Raw genomic sequence first — 20,158 nt, 5'->3', positions numbered from 1 at the left:
AAGGGCCTCACGCCACTCAGCGCCCCTCCCCTTCCGGCAGGATCACGCAGTCAAGCCTGTAGGTGCCATCGCTGGCTTTGCGCGCACCGTGGATATCGGTTTCAAAGCCGGGGAAGCGGCGGTCCCACGATTCGGCAAACCGCAGATATTGGATAATGGCGGGCAGTGTGACCCTCTCGCCGGGGAAAATAAGCGGAATTCCCGGCGGGTAAGGCACCACCATGCGCGCGAGAATGCGCCCCTCCAAATGGTCCAGATCAACCTGCTCAACGCGGTTACCCACCAGAGCCGCATGCGCCATTTGCGGGGTCATCGCGGGTTCGGGCAAATCATCGAACATGGCGCTCTGCAGCGCCAACACATCGCCTTGCTGATACGCCTCATGCTGCGCCGCGCAGAGTTCGGCCAGCCCCATGCGTTCATAATGTTCGGGCGCTGAACGCACCAGATCGGGCAGAACATCCGCAAGCGGGGTGTTGGCCTGATAATGGGCGCGGAAGGCCAGAAGCTCGGTGATCAGGTTGCTCCATTTCCCCCGCGATACGCCCAGCGTGAACAGAATCAGGAAATGATAGATGCCGATTTTCTCGACAACAATCCCGCGCGACCAGAGGAATTTCGCGACGATAGGAGCCGGGATGCCCGGCGCATCCTCACCCTGCGCACCGAGGCCAGGGCAAAGGATTGTCACCTTGATCGGGTCGAGCAAGGTGAAATTCTCGGTGATGTCACTGAAACCATGCCAGGAATCGCCGGGTTTCAGGGTCCAGTCATCCTGATCCAGCCCGGCATTTTCCGGTTCCCACAGGCGGAACCACCAATCGCCCGCCCTGGTGGATTCAGCGCCAAGCCGCGCGATGCCGGCGCGGAAATCAGCAGCCTCATGCAGGGTTTCATCAACCAGGCTGCGGCCCGCGGCGCCACGCATCATACGGGCGGCAACATCGCAGGAGGCAATGATGCCATACCAAGGCGAGGTGCTGGAATGCATCATGAAAGCCTCGTTGAAGCGATCAGGATCAAGCCGGACTTCAGTGCCTTCCTTGATGTGGATCATCGATGCCTGCGAGAAGGCCGCGAGAACCTTGTGGGTTGATTGGGTGGAGAAAACCAGAGACGAAACCGGCGCCGCGGTGTCGCTCATGGCGTAAAAGCTGCTGTAAAACTCGTGGAACTTGGCCTGCGCCAGCCAGGCTTCATCAAAATGAATTGCATTTGTGATGGGAGCAAGCGCGGCTTTTACGACGTCGGTATTTACGCAGAGTCCGTCATAAGTTGAGTTTGTGATGGTGGCGACGCTCAACCGCGCGCCCGGCGGCAGCCGCGCCGCCAGGGCTTCGGCATCAAATTGCGCGCGCGGAATCGGCCCGATGATGCCATAGGCATTACGGCTGGGGCGCAGATAAATAGGTTGTGCGCCGGTCATGATAAGCGCGTGAACCAGCGACTTATGGCAATTGCGATCAACCAGAACATAATCCCCGGGGCCGACGAGGCCGGACCAGATGATTTTATTGGCGCTTGAGGTTCCGTTGGTTACAAAAAAGCTTGTGTCAGCGCCGAAGCTTTGAGCCGCCTCGCGCTCGGCCTCGCGCACGGGGCCGGAATGATCGAGCAACGAACCTAATTCGGGAACTGAAACGGAAAGATCCGCGCGCAACGTGTTTTCACCGAAAAACCGGTGGAACGCCTGCCCGACCGGCGAGCGCATGAACGCAACGCCGCCGCCGTGCCCTGGGGTGTGCCAGGAATATTTCGCGGCATCGGTATAGCGGACCAGCGCCTTGAAAAATGGCGGCAGCATCGCGTCGACATAACGGTGGATGGCGCTCGACACATAGCCGGCGATGAAGCCTGGCGTGTCCTCATGAAGATAGAGATAGCCGTCGATCCGGCCCATCAGATGGGTCGGCAAATCCTCCTGCATACGTTGTTCGCCGTAGAGAAAAATCGGCAAATCCGGCGCGCGTGCAAGTGCGAGATCCAACAAAGTGGTCAGCGTCTCGATCAATGCGTCACGCGTTGCAAAACCGTCAATGGCGATAAGCACGGCGGAGAGGCCAGTGTAGAGAACCCGCCCCGCGCTGGCATCGGCGATGGTGATCCCGGTCAACACCCGGTGGTTTCGCGCCTCGAACGCCGCCACGAGCGCGCTGACGACACGGCCAACAGTCGTGGGCGCGCCAAAGGCTTCATCAACGACGGCGATTGGGTAATCTATGAACTCTCTCATTTTGCGGGGATAAACTCCGAGCGGTGCCGCGGTTGAGCGCGTACACCTGGGAAGAACTGAAGAAAATTGATTACGGCTTCAAAAATGCCAGGAAATGGCCCTCGGCCTTGCGGAAGGCGAAGATCAGCGTGAAGGAAATACACAAATAGATCAACGCAACCGTCGCGAACGAGGCGAAGGGATTATATGTCGCGGCGTAGGCATCGTTGGCCACTTTCAAGAGGTCCGGCACCGTCGCGGTGAAAGCCAGCGTTGTGGCGTGCAACATCAGGATCACCTCGTTGCTGTATACCGGCAGCGCGCGGCGCAGCGCCGAGGGAATGATGATCCGCCGGTATAGTGTGAACTGCGACATGCCAAGCGAGCGAGCGGCCTCCACTTCACCAAACGAGGTATCACGGATCGCGCCGGCGAAAATTTCCGTGGTGTAAGCACCAGTATTCAGGGCGAAGGCGAGCAGCGTACAGTCAATTCCCTGTTTGAAAAAAGCCGCCAGCGGTGCGGAATTTCGCACGAAATCCAAGCCGTAAAAGCCGGTGTAGATGATCAGCAATTGCACATACAGCGGCGTTCCGCGGATCACGAAAGTATAAACCCACACGGGGCCCCAGATCAGCGGATTGCGCGCGTTGCGCAGAATCGCCAATGGCAATGCGATACAAAAACCGATTGAACACGAGATCAGCAGCAACCAAAGCGTCATCGCAAGGCCGGTGATGTGATAACCATCGGTGTATAAAAACTCCCGACCGAAATTCTGTAAAATATAGATCACAGCACAGCCTTCCTTACGCCAACCGCGTATTTACGTTCCAGCAGCAGCAACACGCCGTTGGAAATCGTCGTCAGAAATAGATACACCAGCCCCGCGATGCTCATGAAAAAGAACGTACGGAACGTCCCCTCACCGGCATATTGCGCTGCCTTGATGATGTCGGACAGACCGATCAGCGAGACCAGTGCAGTGGCTTTAAGAATCACCTGCCAGTTGTTCGCCAGGCCTGGAAGCGCGTAGCGCATCATCTGCGGGAATAAAATCCGCCGGAATACCAGAAGTGGCTTCATCCCGAACGCTCGCGCCGCCTCCAACTGGCCGCGCGGCACCGCCATGAAGGCGCCACGGAATGTCTCGGTGAAATACGCCCCATAGATGAAGCCCAGTGTGATGACACCGCTGGTAAAGGGGTCGAGGCTCACCTCAAAATCGATACTGTTCTGGATACTATTCAGATAATCTGTAGCATCGTTCAGCCATATCTGCAGCGAATAGAAAATCAGCAGCATCAGCACCAAGTCAGGCACGCCACGGATGATCGTGGTGTAGACTGTAGCCAGCCCACGCAGAAAACGGCTCTTGGAGAGTTTCGCCGAAGCGCCAAGCAGACCGATGATAAACGAGACCACGAGCGAGAGCAGCGAAAGCTCGACTGTGACAATGGTTCCCTGGAAAATTTGCGGTCCGTAGCCTGCAAGGTTGAGCATCGCTATCCCTCATTAAAAAAAACCGGCCCCGCTGCACGCGAGGCCGGCCTTGGCCTCACTTCGCCGGGTTGGCGCCGTAGACGTCGAAATTGAAATACTGCGATTCGATCTTCTTATAGGTGCCGTTTGCGATAATTGCCGCAATCGCCGTATCGATCTGCTTCAGCAGTTCCGGTTCATCCTTGCGCACGCCGATGGCGATATACGAGCCCAGCACATCCTTCGGGTCATATGTCACATTGGCGGCCAGGGCATAATCGGCGCCTTTTGGCGTCTTCAGGAAGCCATAATCAGCCTCCACGGAATCCTGCAACGAGGCATCCAGCCGGCCCGAGAGCAGATCCGCATACACCTGATCCTGGCCGGGATAGGAGATCACGTTCACGCCATTGGGCTGCCAATAGGTTTTGGCGTAGCTCTCCTGAATGGTGCCGGACTCCACGCCCACGGTCTTGCCCTTGAGGCTCGCAGCCGTCGGCTCCAGGTCCGCACCCTTCTTGGTGATCAGGCTGGTCGGCTCGTTATACATCTCGGAGGAAAAATCGATCTGTTTGGCCCGCTCGGGCGTCACGGTCATCGAGGATAAAATCGCGTCAAACTTGCGCGCCTGCAAAGCCGGAATAATGCCGTCAAAACCCTGGCTCACGAACACACACTTTACCTTCAGCTCGGCGCAGATGGCGCGGCCAAGGTCAATGTCAAAACCAACAAACTCTCCGCTGGGGGAAAGACTCTCAAACGGCGGATACGTCGCATCCACCCCGAATTTGATCTCGGTCATGGTTTTGGCCTGTGCCGGCACATGCGCTGTAAAGCCAAGGGCCGTGATTACCAAAGCCGCGGTTGCAAATCTTCTTTTCATGAACATCTCCTAAGTCGTTGATTATATTTTCGAGGTTATTCTGGGTAGAGGTAAAGTCTGATTATCGAACAATAAGCAGCGCTTTGGATAAGCTCCTGACAGCAACGCTCAATGAAACGATTTCAGGGTTTCGCGCGGCTTCATGCGCGAGGTCGATGGCTGCATTCACTGTCGCCGAATGATCTTGGGGAAGAATTCTTGATTCCGCATCTTCCGATAACGCAGCGTTAGCAAGTGCCGCCTGTAGGTAAGTAAGATCGTCGCCGATCGCGGCAACAGCACGCGCTTCCCAAACGCCATTTGTTTTGAGCATGCTGGCCGCTGCACGCAACGGCTCTATGGCACTCCAGCCGCCCGCCTGTGCCCAAGCAAGTTGCGCTGCCACAACCGGTATCGTATGCGCCTTGGCAATCTGGACAATCAAGGGGCCAGCCACCAGATTAGGAACCGCAACGGCAAAAGCCGCGAGTATTTCAGGAACACCTTGCCTCACCAGCTCCTGCACGGGTGACGATTCCGCAACCTGCGCACATGCGGCTTTCGTGAGAGCAGACAGTTCCGCGCGTAAGGCAGCAACTCCTTCTCCTATCTCAGGCAAAGGACGTTTATTGCCAAGTAGAACACGGGCTGTAGCCTCTTGTAACCGGCTTGCCGCCAGCAGCACGGCATATCGTGCAGATGCAGGAACATGCTGCAACGCTTCCACGCCGGCGTAAACATCAGGTAAGCCGAACGCGTAATCAGCAACCAGTGCCGCGTGGGCCACATCCACCAAATCAGCTCCGCCCTCGGCGGCAAGCCGGCCAAACGCAGCCACCCCCATCCGGTTAACCAGTTCATTGGTGACGGTTGTACCGATCAGCTCGCGGCGCAGACGGTGCCGGCCGATCTCCATTGCAAAGCGCTCCCGCAACGGCTTAGGAAAATACAGGGAAACAAGGCCGGAAAGAGCTGGATCATCAACCAGTGAGGAGGCATCCAACACTGCTGCAAGGTGCAGTTTCGTATACGCCATCAAAGCGCACAACTCGGGCCTGGTTAACCCCTGGCCCGTGGCGCTGCGGGTCTTCATCGCCGCGGCATCCGGCAGGCCCGCGACGTTTCTGTCGAGTATACCAGCCGTTTCAAGCAATGACATCAATGCATTTTGCGCCGGAAGATCGCTCGCACCACCGATTTGATCAAGCGAGATTGCCAATGATTGCTGGTGGTTATCGCGAAGCACCAACTCCGCAACTTCCGAGGTCATTGTTGCCAAAAGTTCCACTCGCTGGCCGGCCGTAAGTTTTCCGGCTTCCATCGGGTCTGCAAGCAGAATTTTTATATTCACCTCGTGGTCAGAGGTTGAAACGCCTGCTGAATTGTCCAGAGCATCCGTGTTAATTCGGACACCCGAAAACGCCGCTTCAATCCGTCCGGCCTGGGTAACCGCAAGATTGGCGCCCTCACCTATCACACGTGATCTCACATCCCGTGCATTAACACGCACGGCATCGTTAGTCCGATCATCCGCATCGGCCTGGCTCTCTGTGCTCGATTTTACGTAGGTACCGATGCCTCCGAAATAGAGCATATCCACCTTCATGGTTAGAATAGCCCTGATCACGGCGTCAGGTTCCTGCTGGTTTTGAGACAAACCAAGCATTGCCATGGCCGCATCAGAAAGTAGGATCGATTTCGTCTGGCGTGAATAAACACCGCCACCGGGGCTTAGTTTTGCGGCGTCATAATCAGCCCACGAAGAACGCGGCAGCGCAAACAGCCGTTTACGTTCATCATAACTCGACTCTGCGTCGGGTTCAGGATCAAGAAAAATATGCCTGTGATCAAAGGCAGCACGCAGCAGGGTTTTTCTACTAACCAGCAGACCGTTGCCGAAGACATCTCCCGACATATCGCCAACGCCGGCGCAGGTGAAGGTGGTCGATTGAATGTCAATTTCAAGCTCATGAAAATGATGCGCAATGTTCACCCATGCGCCACGGGCCGTAATTCCCATTGCCTTGTGGTCATAGCCAACTGAACCGCCCGAGGCGAATGCATCACCGAGCCAGAAGCCGCGTTCAATCGCAATCGCGTTGGCGATATCACTGAATGTTGCCGTGCCCTTATCAGCGGCAACCACGAGATATGCATCGTCTCCATCGCGCCTGACCACATAGGGAGGCGGAACAATCTCGCCCGCGCGCAGATTGTCAGTCACATCCAGCATCGCATTGATCAGCAATTTATAGCACGAGATCGCTTCCGCGAGCAGGGCTTCACGGTCAGCTCGCGCATTGCCTGTTGGCACGGGCGGGCGTTTGATGACAAAGCCACCTTTCGCACCCACAGGCACGATGACCACGTTCTTGACCATCTGAGCCTTCATCAGCCCAAGTATCTCCGTGCGGAAATCATCACGGCGGTCTGACCAGCGAATGCCGCCACGTGCAACTTTTCCGCCGCGCAAATGGCAACCTTCGGTACGCGGGCCATGCACCCAGATTTCCACCATCGGCCGCGGCAACGGCATGGCGCCCGCGCGGGCACTGTCAATTTTCAAAGCGATAACAGGGCTTTTCGCATCATAAAAATTTGTGCGCAACACAGCGTCAGTCAGCTGATATAATCTGCGCAGAATGCGATCCTCATCAGGGCTTGAGATCAGATCAAGCTGTGCGAAAAACTGCTTGGAAAGTTCATCTTCGGCCGCGGCATCCCGCGTACGTTCAGGATCAAAACGGGAATGAAACATTGAAATAAGCGTATTCGCGGCCACCGGGTGCGCAGCCAGCGCCCCCTCAACCGCGCTCTGGCTGAATGGGGCACGCACCTGCCGGCACCATTTAAACATGGCGCGCAGCAACGAAGCTTCACGCCAGTTCAAGCCAGTTAAAATCAGGCGGTTGAAACCGTCTGCCTCGCAGCGGCCATCCCACGCGGCCATAATGGCGTCCTGTATTAACACGCCGCGTGCCGGTAGATCAAGCGCATGGCCGTCAGCCGTTTCCAATGTCAGTTCATGCAGAACAACAAAGGCGCCTTGCGGAGCCAACGGGTATGGAACTTCCTCAATCACCCTAAGCCCCAGACTCTCGATCAACGGCACAATGTCGGATAACGCGATCGGCTCACCGGCATGGAAGAGCTTGAGGACCATCACCCGGTCAGGTAATCCGAAAGGCCTGCTCAACGTGCTTTGAAAGCCGCCCGCCTGAAGGGCCGACTCTGCCGCGATAATGTCTTCAACCGCCGTCATTGCCTGGGTCTTGGTTGTGTAAACATCGGGGAATGCACTGCCCCATTTGCTTATCATCAAAGTAGCCGCCGTCTCGCCATGCGCGACCATGAGGGCTTCATGAAGCCGCTCGCGGAAGCTGCGCGCCACCTCCTTCATGGCGACTTCCAGCGTCGCCGCGTCGAGCCCGCGGGCCTGGGCCGGGTCTGCGGCGATGGTATAATTTACACGCGCCAGCGGTCCATCACCTAGAGCCAGCGCAAAGCCCGCGATGCTGCCGGAGGTGACTCTCTTGAGCATTTCCGCCAGTTTGTTGCGCAAGGCGCTATCCAACCGGTCACGCGGCGCGAAAATAATGGCCGAGAGATGCCGGCCGAACAAATCCAGACGCAGAAACAAAGCCAGTTCGGGGCGCACCTGCAACTGCACAATGCGCTGCGCAGCCGCCAGAATATCGTGAACATTCCCCTGGAACAGATCATCGCGCGGCCAGGTATCAAGAATATGCCTGAGCATCCGGCCATCGTGGCTAACCGGATCAACCCCGGCCGCTTGCAAGATAAGCTCGACCTTTTCGCGCAAAAACGGGATGCTTCGCGGATTGCGATTGTAGGCATCAGCGACAAACAGCCCGGCGAAGAACGAAAGTCCGGCAACCCTGCCCTCTGAATCGCGTTGTTTAACGACAATCACATCATAGAGTTGCGGCCGATGCACCCGCGAGCGGATGTCGGCCTTGGCAATTGCCACCGTCTCAAAGCGTTCCAGCGCCTCTTTTGATATCGCCCGCCAAATGGCGGGTTCATGCAGCGCATCAAACAAATGGCAGTCGGGGCTTTTCAACACCCCCAGCGCCGTGCGTTTCTCGGGAATGACGATATCGAGCGCATGGTCGAGCGCAACCGTGGTTGTGCCGAGCAGAACAAAATTTTGGTCGGCAAGCCAATCGAGAAAATTTCTCTCCGCGCCGAGAGGGAGAGCAGCGGCCGTGTTCGCAAGCAGCCCGCGCATCAGCTCGAAATCCGCAACCGCGGATCGCGCGTCATGCATTGCGCCGTTGATCGCTCCCTCGATGCGTTTCAGGATTTCAACCGCGACTTCCGGGCCAAATGCAATCTGGATCACAGATTCCGCTGAACCTGTATTGATTTTGTCCAATACGCCATTTTGGTCACGGGTAACGCAAAGTATCGGATGAACCAGCCACTGGACTGGCTGGTCAAACGATTGCAGGACTCCAAGAACGGAGTCCACGAGAAAGCTCATATCGTCATTGACGATTTCGATAATCGCGTATGAGGTGCCCCACCCTTGCTCACTGCCGCGCGGGTTAAAAACCCGGATATTCGCGTTGCTGGAAGGCCTGTGCTGCATGAACGACCACACCGACATGACAGCGCCGGCAAGCTCCTCCGCCGAACGCCCCGCCAGGCTCGGCGTGGAAAGTCCGGCCGCATAAACATCCAGAAAATCCACGGCTTTTTCAGCATCGCTTCCCTTCAGGTAGCGCCGCATGGAATCCGCCACTTGCCGCAGCAATTCAGCACGAGCAGGTTCTGTGATGTTTATATTTGTCATTCCACCTGTACCTGATCTTATTTTTAATATTCGTTCAAATGAGCCAAACCACTAATGCTTCAGCGTACTCGACAAAAACTGCCTAAACCGTTCTGAATTCGGATTGGCAAACATCTCTTCCGGCTTGCCCTCTTCCTCGGTGAGTCCCTTGTGCAGAAACATCACCCGGCTTGCCACTTCACGGGCAAAACCCATCTCGTGCGTCACAACAAGCATCGTCCGCCCTTCCTTCGCCAGGTCGCGCATCACCTTCAACACTTCACCGACCATTTCAGGGTCCAGCGCCGAGGTTGGTTCGTCGAACAATAGCACATCGGGCTCCATTGCCAAAGCCCGGGCAATCGCAACCCGCTGCTGCTGCCCGCCCGAGAGTTGCGCGGGGTAGGCTTGCAACTTGGCGGACAGGCCGACCTTCTCCAGCATCGCCTCCGCGCGCAGCATCGCGGTTTTTTTATCCAGACCCAGCACATGGATCGGCGCCTCGGTAACATTTTGCAGCACGGTCATGTGACCCCAGAGATTAAACTGCTGGAATACCATCGCCAGGCGCGAACGCAGGCGCTCAACCTGCTTGGGGTTCGCCGCATCACGCGAGCGCCGCCCCTCTTTCATTTCAATAAGCTCGCCTTTTATCCGTACACGGCCTTTGTCAGGCATTTCCAACAGGTTAATGCAGCGCAAAAAAGTGCTTTTTCCCGAGCCTGACGCGCCAAGAATCGCAATCACATCTTCATTATGCGCGGTGACGGAGACGCCTTTCAACACCTCGACCGGGCCAAAGCTTTTATGAATATCCTCAACGACCAACGCTGAGGAAGTGGGTTGCTGATCTAATAACATACGTCGTTTCCTTTAAGACACCGGGCTTTTTTTATTATGGCCGTAAGCGGCGCGCGTAACATAAAGCGGAGACACATTCGCCTCCGCGATCCGCCCGGCGGCGCAAGGCAAACCTTACTGACACCACCCCCATCTGACCTGAAAGGTCAGGCGCCGGAGTCTTTAGGCGGATGTTGTGACCAACACGATCTGCGCACATTAAACAACCCTTGAACGGCTATATTAGTTGTATATACAATAGCGGCAAAGAAAAGGCTTGTATAGAGGGAAATTCGCTTTTCCGGCAGATCGGCCTGCCTGAAGTGTCAGTTTTTGAATATCCGGGATTTGATTCCGCAACGCCTGGCGAAACCACCGGGCGTTGCGGACATTGAGGATGATCTCAGGCAGCGCGCAAAATCATGCCGAACAGGTCACGCGGGTCATCAGGATCGGCCAGCATATCCAGCTCCTCGAAAAACGGCGTTTGGCGTACCTGGTCACGCACATAACGAAGGGCCGAGAAATCCTCAATCGCGAAGCCGACGGAATCGAACAAGGTAATCTGCCCGGCGGATTTGCGCCCCTGGGCCTGCCCGGCGATCACCTGCCACAACTCCTGAACCGGATGGTCCTCGGGCAATTGCTGAATTTCGCCCTCAATTCTGGTTTGCGGTGGATACTCAACGAATATATCCGAGCGCAGCAGAATATCGCGGTGCAGTTCGGTCTTTCCGGGGCAGTCCCCGCCGATGGCGTTGATGTGCAGCCCGGCACCCACGAGATTATCGCTGAGAATGGTGGCGCATTGCTTGTCCGCCGTGGCGGTGGTGACAATCTGCACACCGTGCATCGCTTCTTCGACCGAGCCGCAAGGTGTGATGTCGAAGCCAAATTTCTTTAGGTTGGCTGTGCATTTTTTCGTTGCGGCGGGGTCGACGTCATACAACCGGAGGTTTTTAATTCCCAGCATCGCCTTGAAGGCCATGGCCTGAAATTCCGACTGCGCGCCGTTGCCGATGATGGCCATGGTGTGAGCATTTTTCGGCGCCAGATATTTGGCGGCGACGGCCGAGGTTGCGGCGGTACGCAAGGCGGTCAGGATGGTCATCTCAGACAGCAGCGTCGGGTAGCCGTTGCTGACATCGGCCAGCAGGCCGAAGGCGGTGACGGTTTGGCGGCCCTCGCGCGTGTTCTTTGGATGGCCGTTGACATATTTAAAGGCATAAAGCGAATGATCGCTCGCCGGCATCAGCTCGATCACGCCGTCGATCGAGTGCGCCGCGACCCGCGCGGTTTTATCGAAGCTCTCCCAACGCAGAAAATCATCCTCGACATAAGCGGCAAGGTCGGTCAGGAACTTCTCGATCCCGATTTTCAGGATCAGCTTCATCATGTTGTCGACACTGACGAAGGGCACAATGTTCAAATTGGGAATAGGCGTCATCAGAAGCTCCAGGTTGGGCGGTCCATCACGCGGCGGCCCAGGAGGCTTGCCACAAGATCGACCAGAAGGGTTGCGGTGCGTCCGCGTTCGTCAAGAAAAGGGTTGAGTTCAACAAGATCGAGACTGGAAACCAAACCGCTGTCGTGCAGCATTTCCATCACCAGATGCGCCTCGCGGAAGGTGGCGCCGCCGGGGACGGTGGTGCCGACGGCGGGGGCGATGCTGGGATCGAGGAAATCAACATCGAAGCTGACGTGCAGCAGGCCGTTTTCAGCTGTCACACGGTCCAGAAACCGCGAAAGCAATGGGGCGATGCCATGCTCGTCGATCGCGCGCATGTCGAACACCGAGACTCCGCAATGCCCCAGAGCCCGGCGCTCAGCGGGGTCAACACTGCGGATGCCGAGCATGGCGACCCGCTTAGGGTCTAGCGTGGCCCGCAACGGCGGCAAACCGCCGCCAAAGCCGGCCTGCCCGGTGAGATACGCCACCGGGGTGCCGTGAATATTGCCGCTGACGGTCGATTCGAGACTGTGAAAATCAGGATGCGCATCAAGCCAGAGCATGAACAAGGGCCGGCCTGTCTCCGCTGCCCGCCGGGCGATGCCGGCCACCGTGCCGGCGGCGATGCTGTGGTCCCCGCCCATGAAAATCGGCATGCCCTCGGCGCTGGCATCATAGGCAGCCTGGCTTAAAAGCTCGACCCAGGCGGAGATTTCCGGCAGGTTTTTTAGCGCCGGATTGGGGTGATGCACCTGACTGGCAGGCGGCGCGCTCAGGTTGCCCAGGTCGGACAACCGGTGCCCAAGCCCGGTGATGGCTGCCGCCAACCCGGCGGTCCGCAGCGAGCTGGGGCCCATTTCGCAACCCAGCCGCCCGGCGCCTTCCTGAACGGGCACCCCGATCAATTTGCAATGTTTAACAGTCATACCGTCTCCAGTTTGGGCTTATTGCCGCCCGATTTCCCAGAATAATCGGGTTTTACCGGCAAAGTGAACAAACATAATTGGCATATTTCTCGTTTTCATTTATCAAATTGGCACAAACTTTATTCAAAATGGTTAATCATGGACGCACTCGACACAAAACTCACAACCCAGCTACGCCACAACGGGCGGCAAAGCATTTCCGACCTTGCAACCCAGCTTGGGGTATCACGCGCAACCGTTCGCGCCCGGATGGAGCGTTTGGAGAACTCGGGGGTGATTCTGGGTTATACCGTCATCCTGAAATCCGACGCGACCGAGCTGCCGGTCCGGGGGATCATGATGATCGAAATCGAGGGTTATTCGACTGACCGCGTGGTCCGTAGTCTTTCTGGGTTTCCGGAGATTTCAGCCATCCACACCACCAACGGCCGGTGGGACCTGGTGGTGGAGCTCGGCACCGGAACGCTCTCCGACTTTGATGCGGTATTACGCCGCATCCGGCTTATCCAGGGGGTCATCAACAGCGAGACCAACCTGCTGCTGGCGACCCCGCGTTCCACCAAGGCGCGGCTGTAGCGCTGGTTGCACCAAAAAGGTGCAACCTATCTAAAATAAAGGTTGCACCTTTTTTCGGTTTTGTATAACTCTCGCCAAAATTCGCAAAAACCTTTTGGAGGGCGTTATGGCAACCACCACGATCGGCGTAAAACTGGACGAGCATATTCGCCTGCGGCTGAAGGCCGCGGCGGAGGCGCAGGCGCGAACCGCGCATTGGGTGGTCAAGCAGATGATCCTGGCCGGGTTGGAGCGGCTGGAGCGTGGCGAGAGCCTGCATGGCGGCGCCGATGACGCAGACACCGAGGGAGCGCCGCCGGAGGAAGAGGCCGCCACGTTCATGCCGTTTCTGGATTTCGCGCAGGATGTGCAACCGCAGACCGTGTTGCGCGCCGCGATCACCGCCGCCTATCGCCGGCCGGAGGAGGATTGCGTGCCTGCCCTCATCGCCCATGCCACGCTGCCCGAAAAACAGGCGGCGGCGGCGCGCGAGACGGCGAAAAACCTGGTGGTGAAATTGCGCGCCAAGCGCACGCGCGGCATTGTGGAGACGTTGTTGCAGGAATACGCGCTCTCAAGCCAGGAGGGCGTGGCCCTGATGTGCCTGGCCGAGGCGCTGCTGCGCATACCTGACAGCGCCACCCGCGATGCGCTGATCCGCGATAAGATCGGCGCCGGAAACTGGCAGAGCCATTTGGGTGGCAGCCAGTCATTATTCGTGAACGCCGCCACATGGGGGTTGCTGCTCACCGGAAAACTCGCCGCCACCAACAGTGAGGCCAGCCTCTCCTCCGCCCTCACCAAGCTGGTCGCGCGCAGCGGGGAGCCTGTGGTGCGCGGGGGTGTGCATATCGCAATGCGCCTCATGGGCGAACAATTCGTCGTCGGGCAGAGCATTGCGGAGGCGCTCGCCAACAGCCGCAAATGGGAGGCCAAGGGCTTCCGTTATTCCTACGATATGCTGGGCGAAGCGGCGCTGACCGCCGAGGATGCCGCGCGCTATCTGCGCGATTACGAGCAGGCGATCCACGCCATCGGCAAGGCCGCGCGGCGCCAGGGGATTTATGAAGGTCCTGGTATTTCCATCAAGCTTTCCGCCTTGCACCCGCGCTATGCGCGGGGCCAGCGCGAACGGGTGATGAGCGAACTGCTGCCGTGCCTCACCGATCTGGCCAAGCTCGCCCGCTCTTATGACATCGGGCTGAACATCGACGCCGAGGAAGCCGACCGGCTGGAACTCTCATTGGACCTGCTGGAGAGCCTCTGCTTCGACCCCGCGCTGGAAGGCTGGAACGGCATCGGCTTCGTGGTGCAGGCGTATCAGAAGCGCGCGCCCTTCGTGCTGGATTATCTCATAGACCTCGCCCACCGCAGCAAGCACCGCCTGATGGTGCGGCTGGTGAAGGGCGCATACTGGGACTCAGAGATCAAACGCGCGCAGCTTGATGGGCTGGAAGGTTTTCCGGTGTTCACCCGCAAGGTGCATACTGATGTCTCCTATCTCGCCTGCGCGAAGAAGCTGCTGGCCGCACCAGATGCCATCTTCCCGCAATTCGCCACGCATAATGCGCATACGGTGGCGAGCATCCACACCATGGCGGGGGAGAATTTTTACCGCGGGCAATATGAATTCCAGTGCCTGCACGGCATGGGCGAGCCGCTGTATGAGGATGTCGTCGGCCCGCAATATCTCAACCGCCCCTGCCGGATTTACGCACCCGTCGGCACGCATGAGACACTGCTCGCTTATTTGGTGCGCCGCCTGCTGGAAAACGGCGCCAACACCTCATTTGTCAACAAAATCGCCGATGCCAAGGTGAGCGTTGACGAACTGACCGCCGACCCGGTGGGCGAAGCGCGCAAGATTGTGCCCCTGGGCGCGGCGCATGAGAAAATTGCCCTGCCGCGCGCGATATTTGGCGAGCAGCGCGCCAACTCCGCCGGGCTGGATCTCTCCAACGAGCAGCGCCTCGGCTCGCTCGCGTCCGCCGTATTGGCCGGGCTGGCGGTGCAGTGGCAGGCGGGGCCGATCCTCGCCACCGGCGACGTTTCCGGCGAGGCGCGGGCGGTGCTCAACCCGGCTGATACGCGCGACAAGGTTGGCCAGGTGAGCGAGGCGACGCCGGAAATCGTAGGCACGGCCTTCACCTTGGCGCAGGAGGCCGCCCCCATCTGGCAATCCACCCCGCCGCAGGACCGCGCCGCCACGCTGCAACGCGCGGCGGATTTGCTGGAAGCGCGCCTGCCCACGCTTGTCGGGCTGATTGTGCGTGAGGCCGGAAAAACCATTCCCGCCGCCATCGGCGAAGTCCGCGAAGCGGTCGATTTTCTGCGCTATTATGCCCACCAGATCACCCATGGTTTTGACAACGATACACACCGCCCGCTGGGGCCGGTTGTGGCGATCAGCCCGTGGAATTTTCCGCTGGCGATTTTCACCGGGCAGATTGCCGCAGCCCTGGCGGCGGGAAATGTCGTTTTGGCCAAACCGGCCGAAGAAACACCGCTGATCGCCGCCGCCGCCGTGCATCTGCTGCTGGAGGCGGGAGTCCCCCCCGGCGCGCTGCAAATGTTGCCGGGTGACGGGCGGATCGGCGCGGCGCTGATTGCCGATACAAGGGTGCGCGGCGTGCTGTTCACCGGCTCCACCGAGGTTGCCCGCATGATCCAGGCGCAACTGGCCAACCGGCTGGACGCGCGCGGCCTGCCCATTCCGCTGATTGCTGAAACCGGCGGGCAGAATGCCATGGTGGTCGATTCCTCCGCGCTGCCCGAGCAGGCGGTGGCGGATATCATCGCCTCCGCCTTCGACTCCGCCGGCCAGCGCTGTTCGGCTCTGCGGATTTTGCTGGTGCAGGACGACATCGCGCCGCGCCTGCTCACCATGTTGCAAGGCGCAATGGCGGAACTTTCCATCGGCAAGCCGGACCATCTGGCCACGGATATCGGCCCGGTGATCAGCGCCGAGGCCCGCCAGGGGATCGCCAAACATGTCGAGACCATGCGTGCGCGGGGCTACCCGGTATTTGCCCCGGAGCTGGACAAAGCCTGTGCCCAAGGCTGGTTCATGGCGCCAACGGTCATTGAGATTCCCTCAATCGATGTGCTGGGCCGCGAGGTTTTTGGCCCCGTGCTGCATGTGCTGCGCTACAAGCGCACGGAGTTGAACAACGCCATCAACGCCGTGAACGCGCTGGGCTACGGCCTCACCTTTGGCATCCACAGCCGGATCGAGGAGAGCATCACGCAGGTTACGAACCGGATTAATGCTGGAAATATCTATGTGAATCGAAACATCATCGGCGCGGTTGTGGGTGTGCAGCCGTTTGGCGGGCATGGCCTCTCGGGCACCGGGCCAAAGGCCGGCGGGCCGCTCTACCTGCGCCGCCTGCTGGCCGAGCGCCCGGTTATGCACGGCCTGCCGATAGGTGCGGCGCCCGAGGCGTTGCAATTGTTCATCGCCACATTGCAGGAACGCAAGGCCGGGACTGCCGGATTCTCGCACTACAGCGCGCAGGCGCCAAGCCGTGCGGAAATAACTTTTGCCGGGCCTGTGGGGGAAGCCAACCAGTATCGGCTGTTGCCGCGCGGCAAGGTGCTTTGCCGGGCCGCAACGCAAGATGGCCTGCTGCGCCAGATTGCCGCATGCCTCGCCACCGGCAACATCGCGCTCGTGAAAAACCTGGGTGATTACCAGGTGTTACATGACCTGCCTGCAGCTTTGGCAAGTTATATCGTACCTGCGGACAAGGCGCCCGATGCCGCGCTGTTTGATGGCGACGCTAACGCGCTGTGTGCGCTGATGGAGGAACTGGCCACGCAGACCCATGCGGTTGCTGCTGTTTACAGCCTGCCGCGCGAGGGCGCGCGCGCCGGAGAGTATCCGCTGGAATTCCTGCTCGCTGAGCAGTCCATCAGTGTCAACACAGCGGCCGCGGGTGGCAACGCCAGCCTGATGACCATCGGTTGATTTTATAAAAGGGACGAAGCCATGCTCTCCATCCAATCCCCGCGCAGCGTCGTGATGATCCGCCCGCATCATTTCTCCCCCAATGCGGACACCGCACAGGACAATAGCTTTCAGGCAAAGGATGCCTCGCGCACGGCGGAAGAAATTTCGCGGGCGGCCTATGCGGAGGTGACCCGCGCCGCCACGCAGCTTGTGGCGGCGGGGGTCACGGTGCATCTGTTTGAGGATGAGACACGGGATTCACCGGATTCGGTGTTTCCCAACAACTGGTTCTCCACCCATACCGGCGGGCACATCGCGCTCTACCCGATGTTCGCGCCGAGCCGCCGCAAGGAACGCCGGGGCGATGTGATCGAGCTGTTGAAACAGCGCTACCGCGTGCAGGATGTCATCGACTACTCCGGCCTTGAATATGACAATGTGTTTCTCGAAGGCACAGGCGCGATGGTTTTGGACCATGTGGAGCGCGTCGCCTATGCCGCGCGCTCAAACCGCTGCAACCCCGTGGCGCTGGAGCGCTTCTGCACGCATTTCAATTTCGAGCCGATTGTGTTCGACGCCTTCGATGCGGATGGCCAGCCCATCTACCATACCAATGTGCTGATGGGCATCGGCAGCGAGATTTGTCTCATCGGCCTGCAAACCATAAAAGATGAAGCCCGGCGCGCGGAAATCGTGGAACGCCTGGCGGCGGGCGGGCGGCGCATTGTTGATCTCACCCATGCGCAAATCGCGGAATTTGCTGGGAATGCAATAGAACTTGAGGGAAGTGCGGGGAAAATCCTGGCCATCTCGGCACGGGCCTTGCGGGCTTTAACCCCGGCGCAGCGGCATGAACTTGAACAAGCGGTCACGGTGCTGCCGCTGGAGGTGCCAACGATCGAGCTGGCGGGCGGCTCCGTACGCTGCATGATCGCGGGTGTTCACCTCTCGCCGCGCAAACTGGCGTAACCTGCCCTACCCGCCTTTTTTGGCATTCCACTCCGCCACCGCGTAGCGGCTGCCCAGGCTGTAGCGGCTGCCCGGATGCGTGAGGACCGAGCGCGTGGCGGGGCCGGCCTCGGTCCAGGTTCGCCGCTCAACCTGCAAACAGGGTTCATGCGGGCCGATTTCCAGCAATGCCTGTGCCCGCTCATCGGGCGCCACGGCATGCACGATATGCTCCACCTCGCTCGGCGGCGCGATGCTCTGCAAGTAACGGTTGCTGGTCTGCTGGGTGAAATCCTGATCCAGATATTGCGGGGCAAAGCGCGGCGAGACGTAGCGCACCTCAAACTGCACCGGCAGATCATTCTCGAAATGCACGATTTCGGAATGAAAAAGCCTTGCGCCGCGCCGCAAGATGAATGCCGCCGCCAGAGCCTCGTCCGCGCGGACCGCCTCCAGCAGCAGGACCCGTGATTTATGCACATTGCCGCGCCGCTGAATATCTTCCGATATATCATAGATTTCCAGCAAGGCTGAGCGCGGCGCCTGCGCACGCACAAAAGTGCCAAGCCCCTGCACGCGATTCAGCAAGCCATCAGCGGACAATTCCCGTACTGCGCGGTTTACCGTCATGCGTGATGCGCCCAGAACCTCCATCAACTCATGTTCCGAAGGTATGCGGCTTCCATCGGGCCATTGGCCTGAAGCAATGCCATCGAGCAAATATTGCTTGATCTGCTCGTAGAGTTTTTGCGGCTTTGGCGCCTCGGTGCCGGTCATGCCAACAGCTTCCGCACCACGGCGTCAAACCGCTTGCGGCTGCTTTCCGCCAACTCATGCCTTCCATCGCGCACGCAATGCCTCCCGCGTACCCACACGTCTTTTACCACCGGCGCGCGCGTCGCAAAAACAAACTGCGCCAGCGCGATATCAGGATCATCTCCTGCCAGCGCCACGATATTTGCCGGTGCGCCCACGGCCAGCCCGCCAATCGCGCCCAACGCCTGCGCACCGCCAGTAACCGCACCTTGGAACATCGCCGTGGCTGTTGAACGCGCCGCCGCCGTCGCCATCACATTGCGCTGGCGCAGGCCAAGCCGCTGCGAATACTCCAGCATCCGCAACTCCTCGGCCACCCCGATCAATACATTTGAATCCGAACCGATCCCGTATTTTCCTGAAAAATCACGTATCGGAAAAATCCCGTCGCCCAGATTGGCCTCGGTGACCGGGCACAGCCCCACAACGGCGCCGCTGGCGGCCATGCCCGTGCATTCGGCGGGTGTCACATGTGTCGCATGCACCAGGCACCAGTTCGCCGCCACCGGCACGTGGCGCATCAGCCAGTCCACGGGCCGCAGGCCGGACCACGCGACGCAATCTTCCACTTCGGCCGTCTGCTCCGCGATGTGGATGTGCAGCGGTGCGGCGCCCGCAATCGTGACAAGCGCATGCAGCTCCTCCGGCGTTACCGCACGCAATGAATGCGGGGCCACGCCTGTGTTCGCGATTTGCTGGCAGCGTTCATGCAATCTGGCGTAGGAGCCGATATCGTTAATAAACCGCCGCTGTGCCGTCGCAGGTGGCGTGCCGCCGAAGCCTGCATGAGCATAGAACACGGGCAGCAATGTTAAATCAATTCCCGCCGCCGCTGCCGCCGCGCCAAGCCGCGAGGCCATCTCGGCAATGTCGTCATAGGGTTTTCCATCAGGCGCATGGTGCAGATAATGGAATTCCGCCACGGCGGAGAACCCGCCCTCCAGCATTTCCACGAAGGCCTGCGTCGCCACCGCCTCTATATCGTCCGGGTTCATCCGCAATGCGAAGTGATACATCAAATCGCGCCAGGTCCAGAAATTCTCCCTGCCCTCGCCTCTATGTTCGGTAAGCCCCGCCAGCGCGCGCTGAAAGCTGTGGCTATGCAGGTTCGGCATGCCAGGCAATGCAATCGCCCCAGCCTCGTCATGCGGGCGCGCATCTTCCTCAACGCCTGAGATCATGCCGTCTCTTATGCTGAGCCGCACATTCTTCGCCCATCCGGTGGGCAACAACGCATGCCTGAAAAATAAATCACGAACCACTGGACAACTCCCTCAGATGCCCCTATTGTATATACAACTTAATCAGCCCGGCCAA

At 58.9% G+C, this 20,158-nt stretch carries 13 protein-coding genes; 3 read left to right on the top strand and 10 right to left on the bottom strand.

The window, feature by feature from the left end; translation table 11 throughout:
- Nucleotides 1-16 precede the first annotated feature (16 nt).
- From QQJ84_RS09930 to rocF, 8 genes are all read right to left on the bottom strand, one after another.
- Nucleotides 17-2,233, bottom strand: a complete 2,217-nt coding sequence (locus tag QQJ84_RS09930; protein ID WP_284258013.1) for an Orn/Lys/Arg family decarboxylase — start codon at nucleotides 2,231-2,233, stop codon at nucleotides 17-19.
- A 70-nt stretch (nucleotides 2,234-2,303) separates the two neighbouring features.
- Nucleotides 2,304-3,008, bottom strand: coding sequence for a histidine ABC transporter permease HisM (gene hisM / locus QQJ84_RS09925; protein WP_284258012.1), 705 nt, complete (start codon nucleotides 3,006-3,008; stop codon nucleotides 2,304-2,306).
- Nucleotides 3,005-3,715, bottom strand: a complete 711-nt coding sequence (locus QQJ84_RS09920; protein ID WP_284258011.1) for an ABC transporter permease — start codon at nucleotides 3,713-3,715, stop codon at nucleotides 3,005-3,007. The genes hisM and QQJ84_RS09920 overlap by 4 nt, the downstream gene beginning before the upstream one ends.
- Nucleotides 3,716-3,770: 55 nt before the next feature.
- Nucleotides 3,771-4,577, bottom strand: a complete 807-nt coding sequence (locus tag QQJ84_RS09915; protein ID WP_284258010.1) for a transporter substrate-binding domain-containing protein — start codon at nucleotides 4,575-4,577, stop codon at nucleotides 3,771-3,773.
- 61 nt (nucleotides 4,578-4,638) lie between these two features.
- The gene (locus tag QQJ84_RS09910; RefSeq protein ID WP_284258009.1) at nucleotides 4,639-9,375 is read right to left on the bottom strand and encodes an NAD-glutamate dehydrogenase; all 4,737 of its coding nucleotides are present in this window, start codon (nucleotides 9,373-9,375) and stop codon (nucleotides 4,639-4,641) included.
- Nucleotides 9,376-9,426: 51 nt separating this feature from the next.
- Entirely contained in the window at nucleotides 9,427-10,215 is a 789-nt protein-coding gene (locus tag QQJ84_RS09905; RefSeq protein ID WP_284258008.1) for an ABC transporter ATP-binding protein, read from the bottom strand.
- A gap of 382 nt (nucleotides 10,216-10,597) precedes the next feature.
- Entirely contained in the window at nucleotides 10,598-11,641 is a 1,044-nt protein-coding gene (locus tag QQJ84_RS09900) for an ornithine cyclodeaminase (protein ID WP_284258007.1), read from the bottom strand.
- On the bottom strand, nucleotides 11,641-12,570 hold the full coding sequence (gene rocF, locus QQJ84_RS09895) for an arginase (RefSeq protein ID WP_284258006.1): 930 nt from the start codon (nucleotides 12,568-12,570) through the stop codon (nucleotides 11,641-11,643). The genes QQJ84_RS09900 and rocF overlap by 1 nt, the downstream gene beginning before the upstream one ends.
- 138 nt (nucleotides 12,571-12,708) lie before the next feature.
- Here rocF and QQJ84_RS09890 point away from each other — a divergent pair, with 138 nt between their 5' ends.
- From QQJ84_RS09890 to ctlX, 3 genes are all read left to right on the top strand, one after another.
- Nucleotides 12,709-13,146, top strand: coding sequence for an Lrp/AsnC family transcriptional regulator (locus tag QQJ84_RS09890; RefSeq protein ID WP_284258003.1), 438 nt, complete (start codon nucleotides 12,709-12,711; stop codon nucleotides 13,144-13,146).
- Between the two features lie 106 nt (nucleotides 13,147-13,252).
- Nucleotides 13,253-17,095 carry a trifunctional transcriptional regulator/proline dehydrogenase/L-glutamate gamma-semialdehyde dehydrogenase gene (putA, locus tag QQJ84_RS09885; RefSeq protein WP_284258002.1) on the top strand — a complete coding sequence of 1,281 codons (3,843 nt, stop codon included), beginning with the start codon at nucleotides 13,253-13,255 and terminating at the stop codon, nucleotides 17,093-17,095.
- Between the two features lie 21 nt (nucleotides 17,096-17,116).
- Nucleotides 17,117-18,046 carry a citrulline utilization hydrolase CtlX gene (ctlX, locus tag QQJ84_RS09880; RefSeq protein ID WP_284258001.1) on the top strand — a complete coding sequence of 310 codons (930 nt, stop codon included), beginning with the start codon at nucleotides 17,117-17,119 and terminating at the stop codon, nucleotides 18,044-18,046.
- Between the two features lie 6 nt (nucleotides 18,047-18,052).
- Here the strand turns inward: ctlX and hutC are convergent, their stop codons facing one another.
- Together hutC and QQJ84_RS09870 are read right to left on the bottom strand one after the other, a co-directional pair.
- Nucleotides 18,053-18,802, bottom strand: coding sequence for a histidine utilization repressor (gene hutC, locus QQJ84_RS09875; protein ID WP_284258000.1), 750 nt, complete (start codon nucleotides 18,800-18,802; stop codon nucleotides 18,053-18,055).
- Nucleotides 18,799-20,103, bottom strand: a complete 1,305-nt coding sequence (locus QQJ84_RS09870) for a formimidoylglutamate deiminase (protein ID WP_284257999.1) — start codon at nucleotides 20,101-20,103, stop codon at nucleotides 18,799-18,801. Before QQJ84_RS09870 ends, hutC begins: the two co-directional genes overlap by 4 nt.
- Nucleotides 20,104-20,158 lie beyond the last annotated feature (55 nt).

The organism is Acidocella aquatica (genome assembly GCF_030160635.1).
Lineage (GTDB): Bacteria > Pseudomonadota > Alphaproteobacteria > Acetobacterales > Acetobacteraceae > Acidocella > Acidocella aquatica.
The sequence above is the reverse complement of the archived record's forward strand: the minus strand, read 5'-3'. Positions and strand labels throughout refer to the sequence as shown.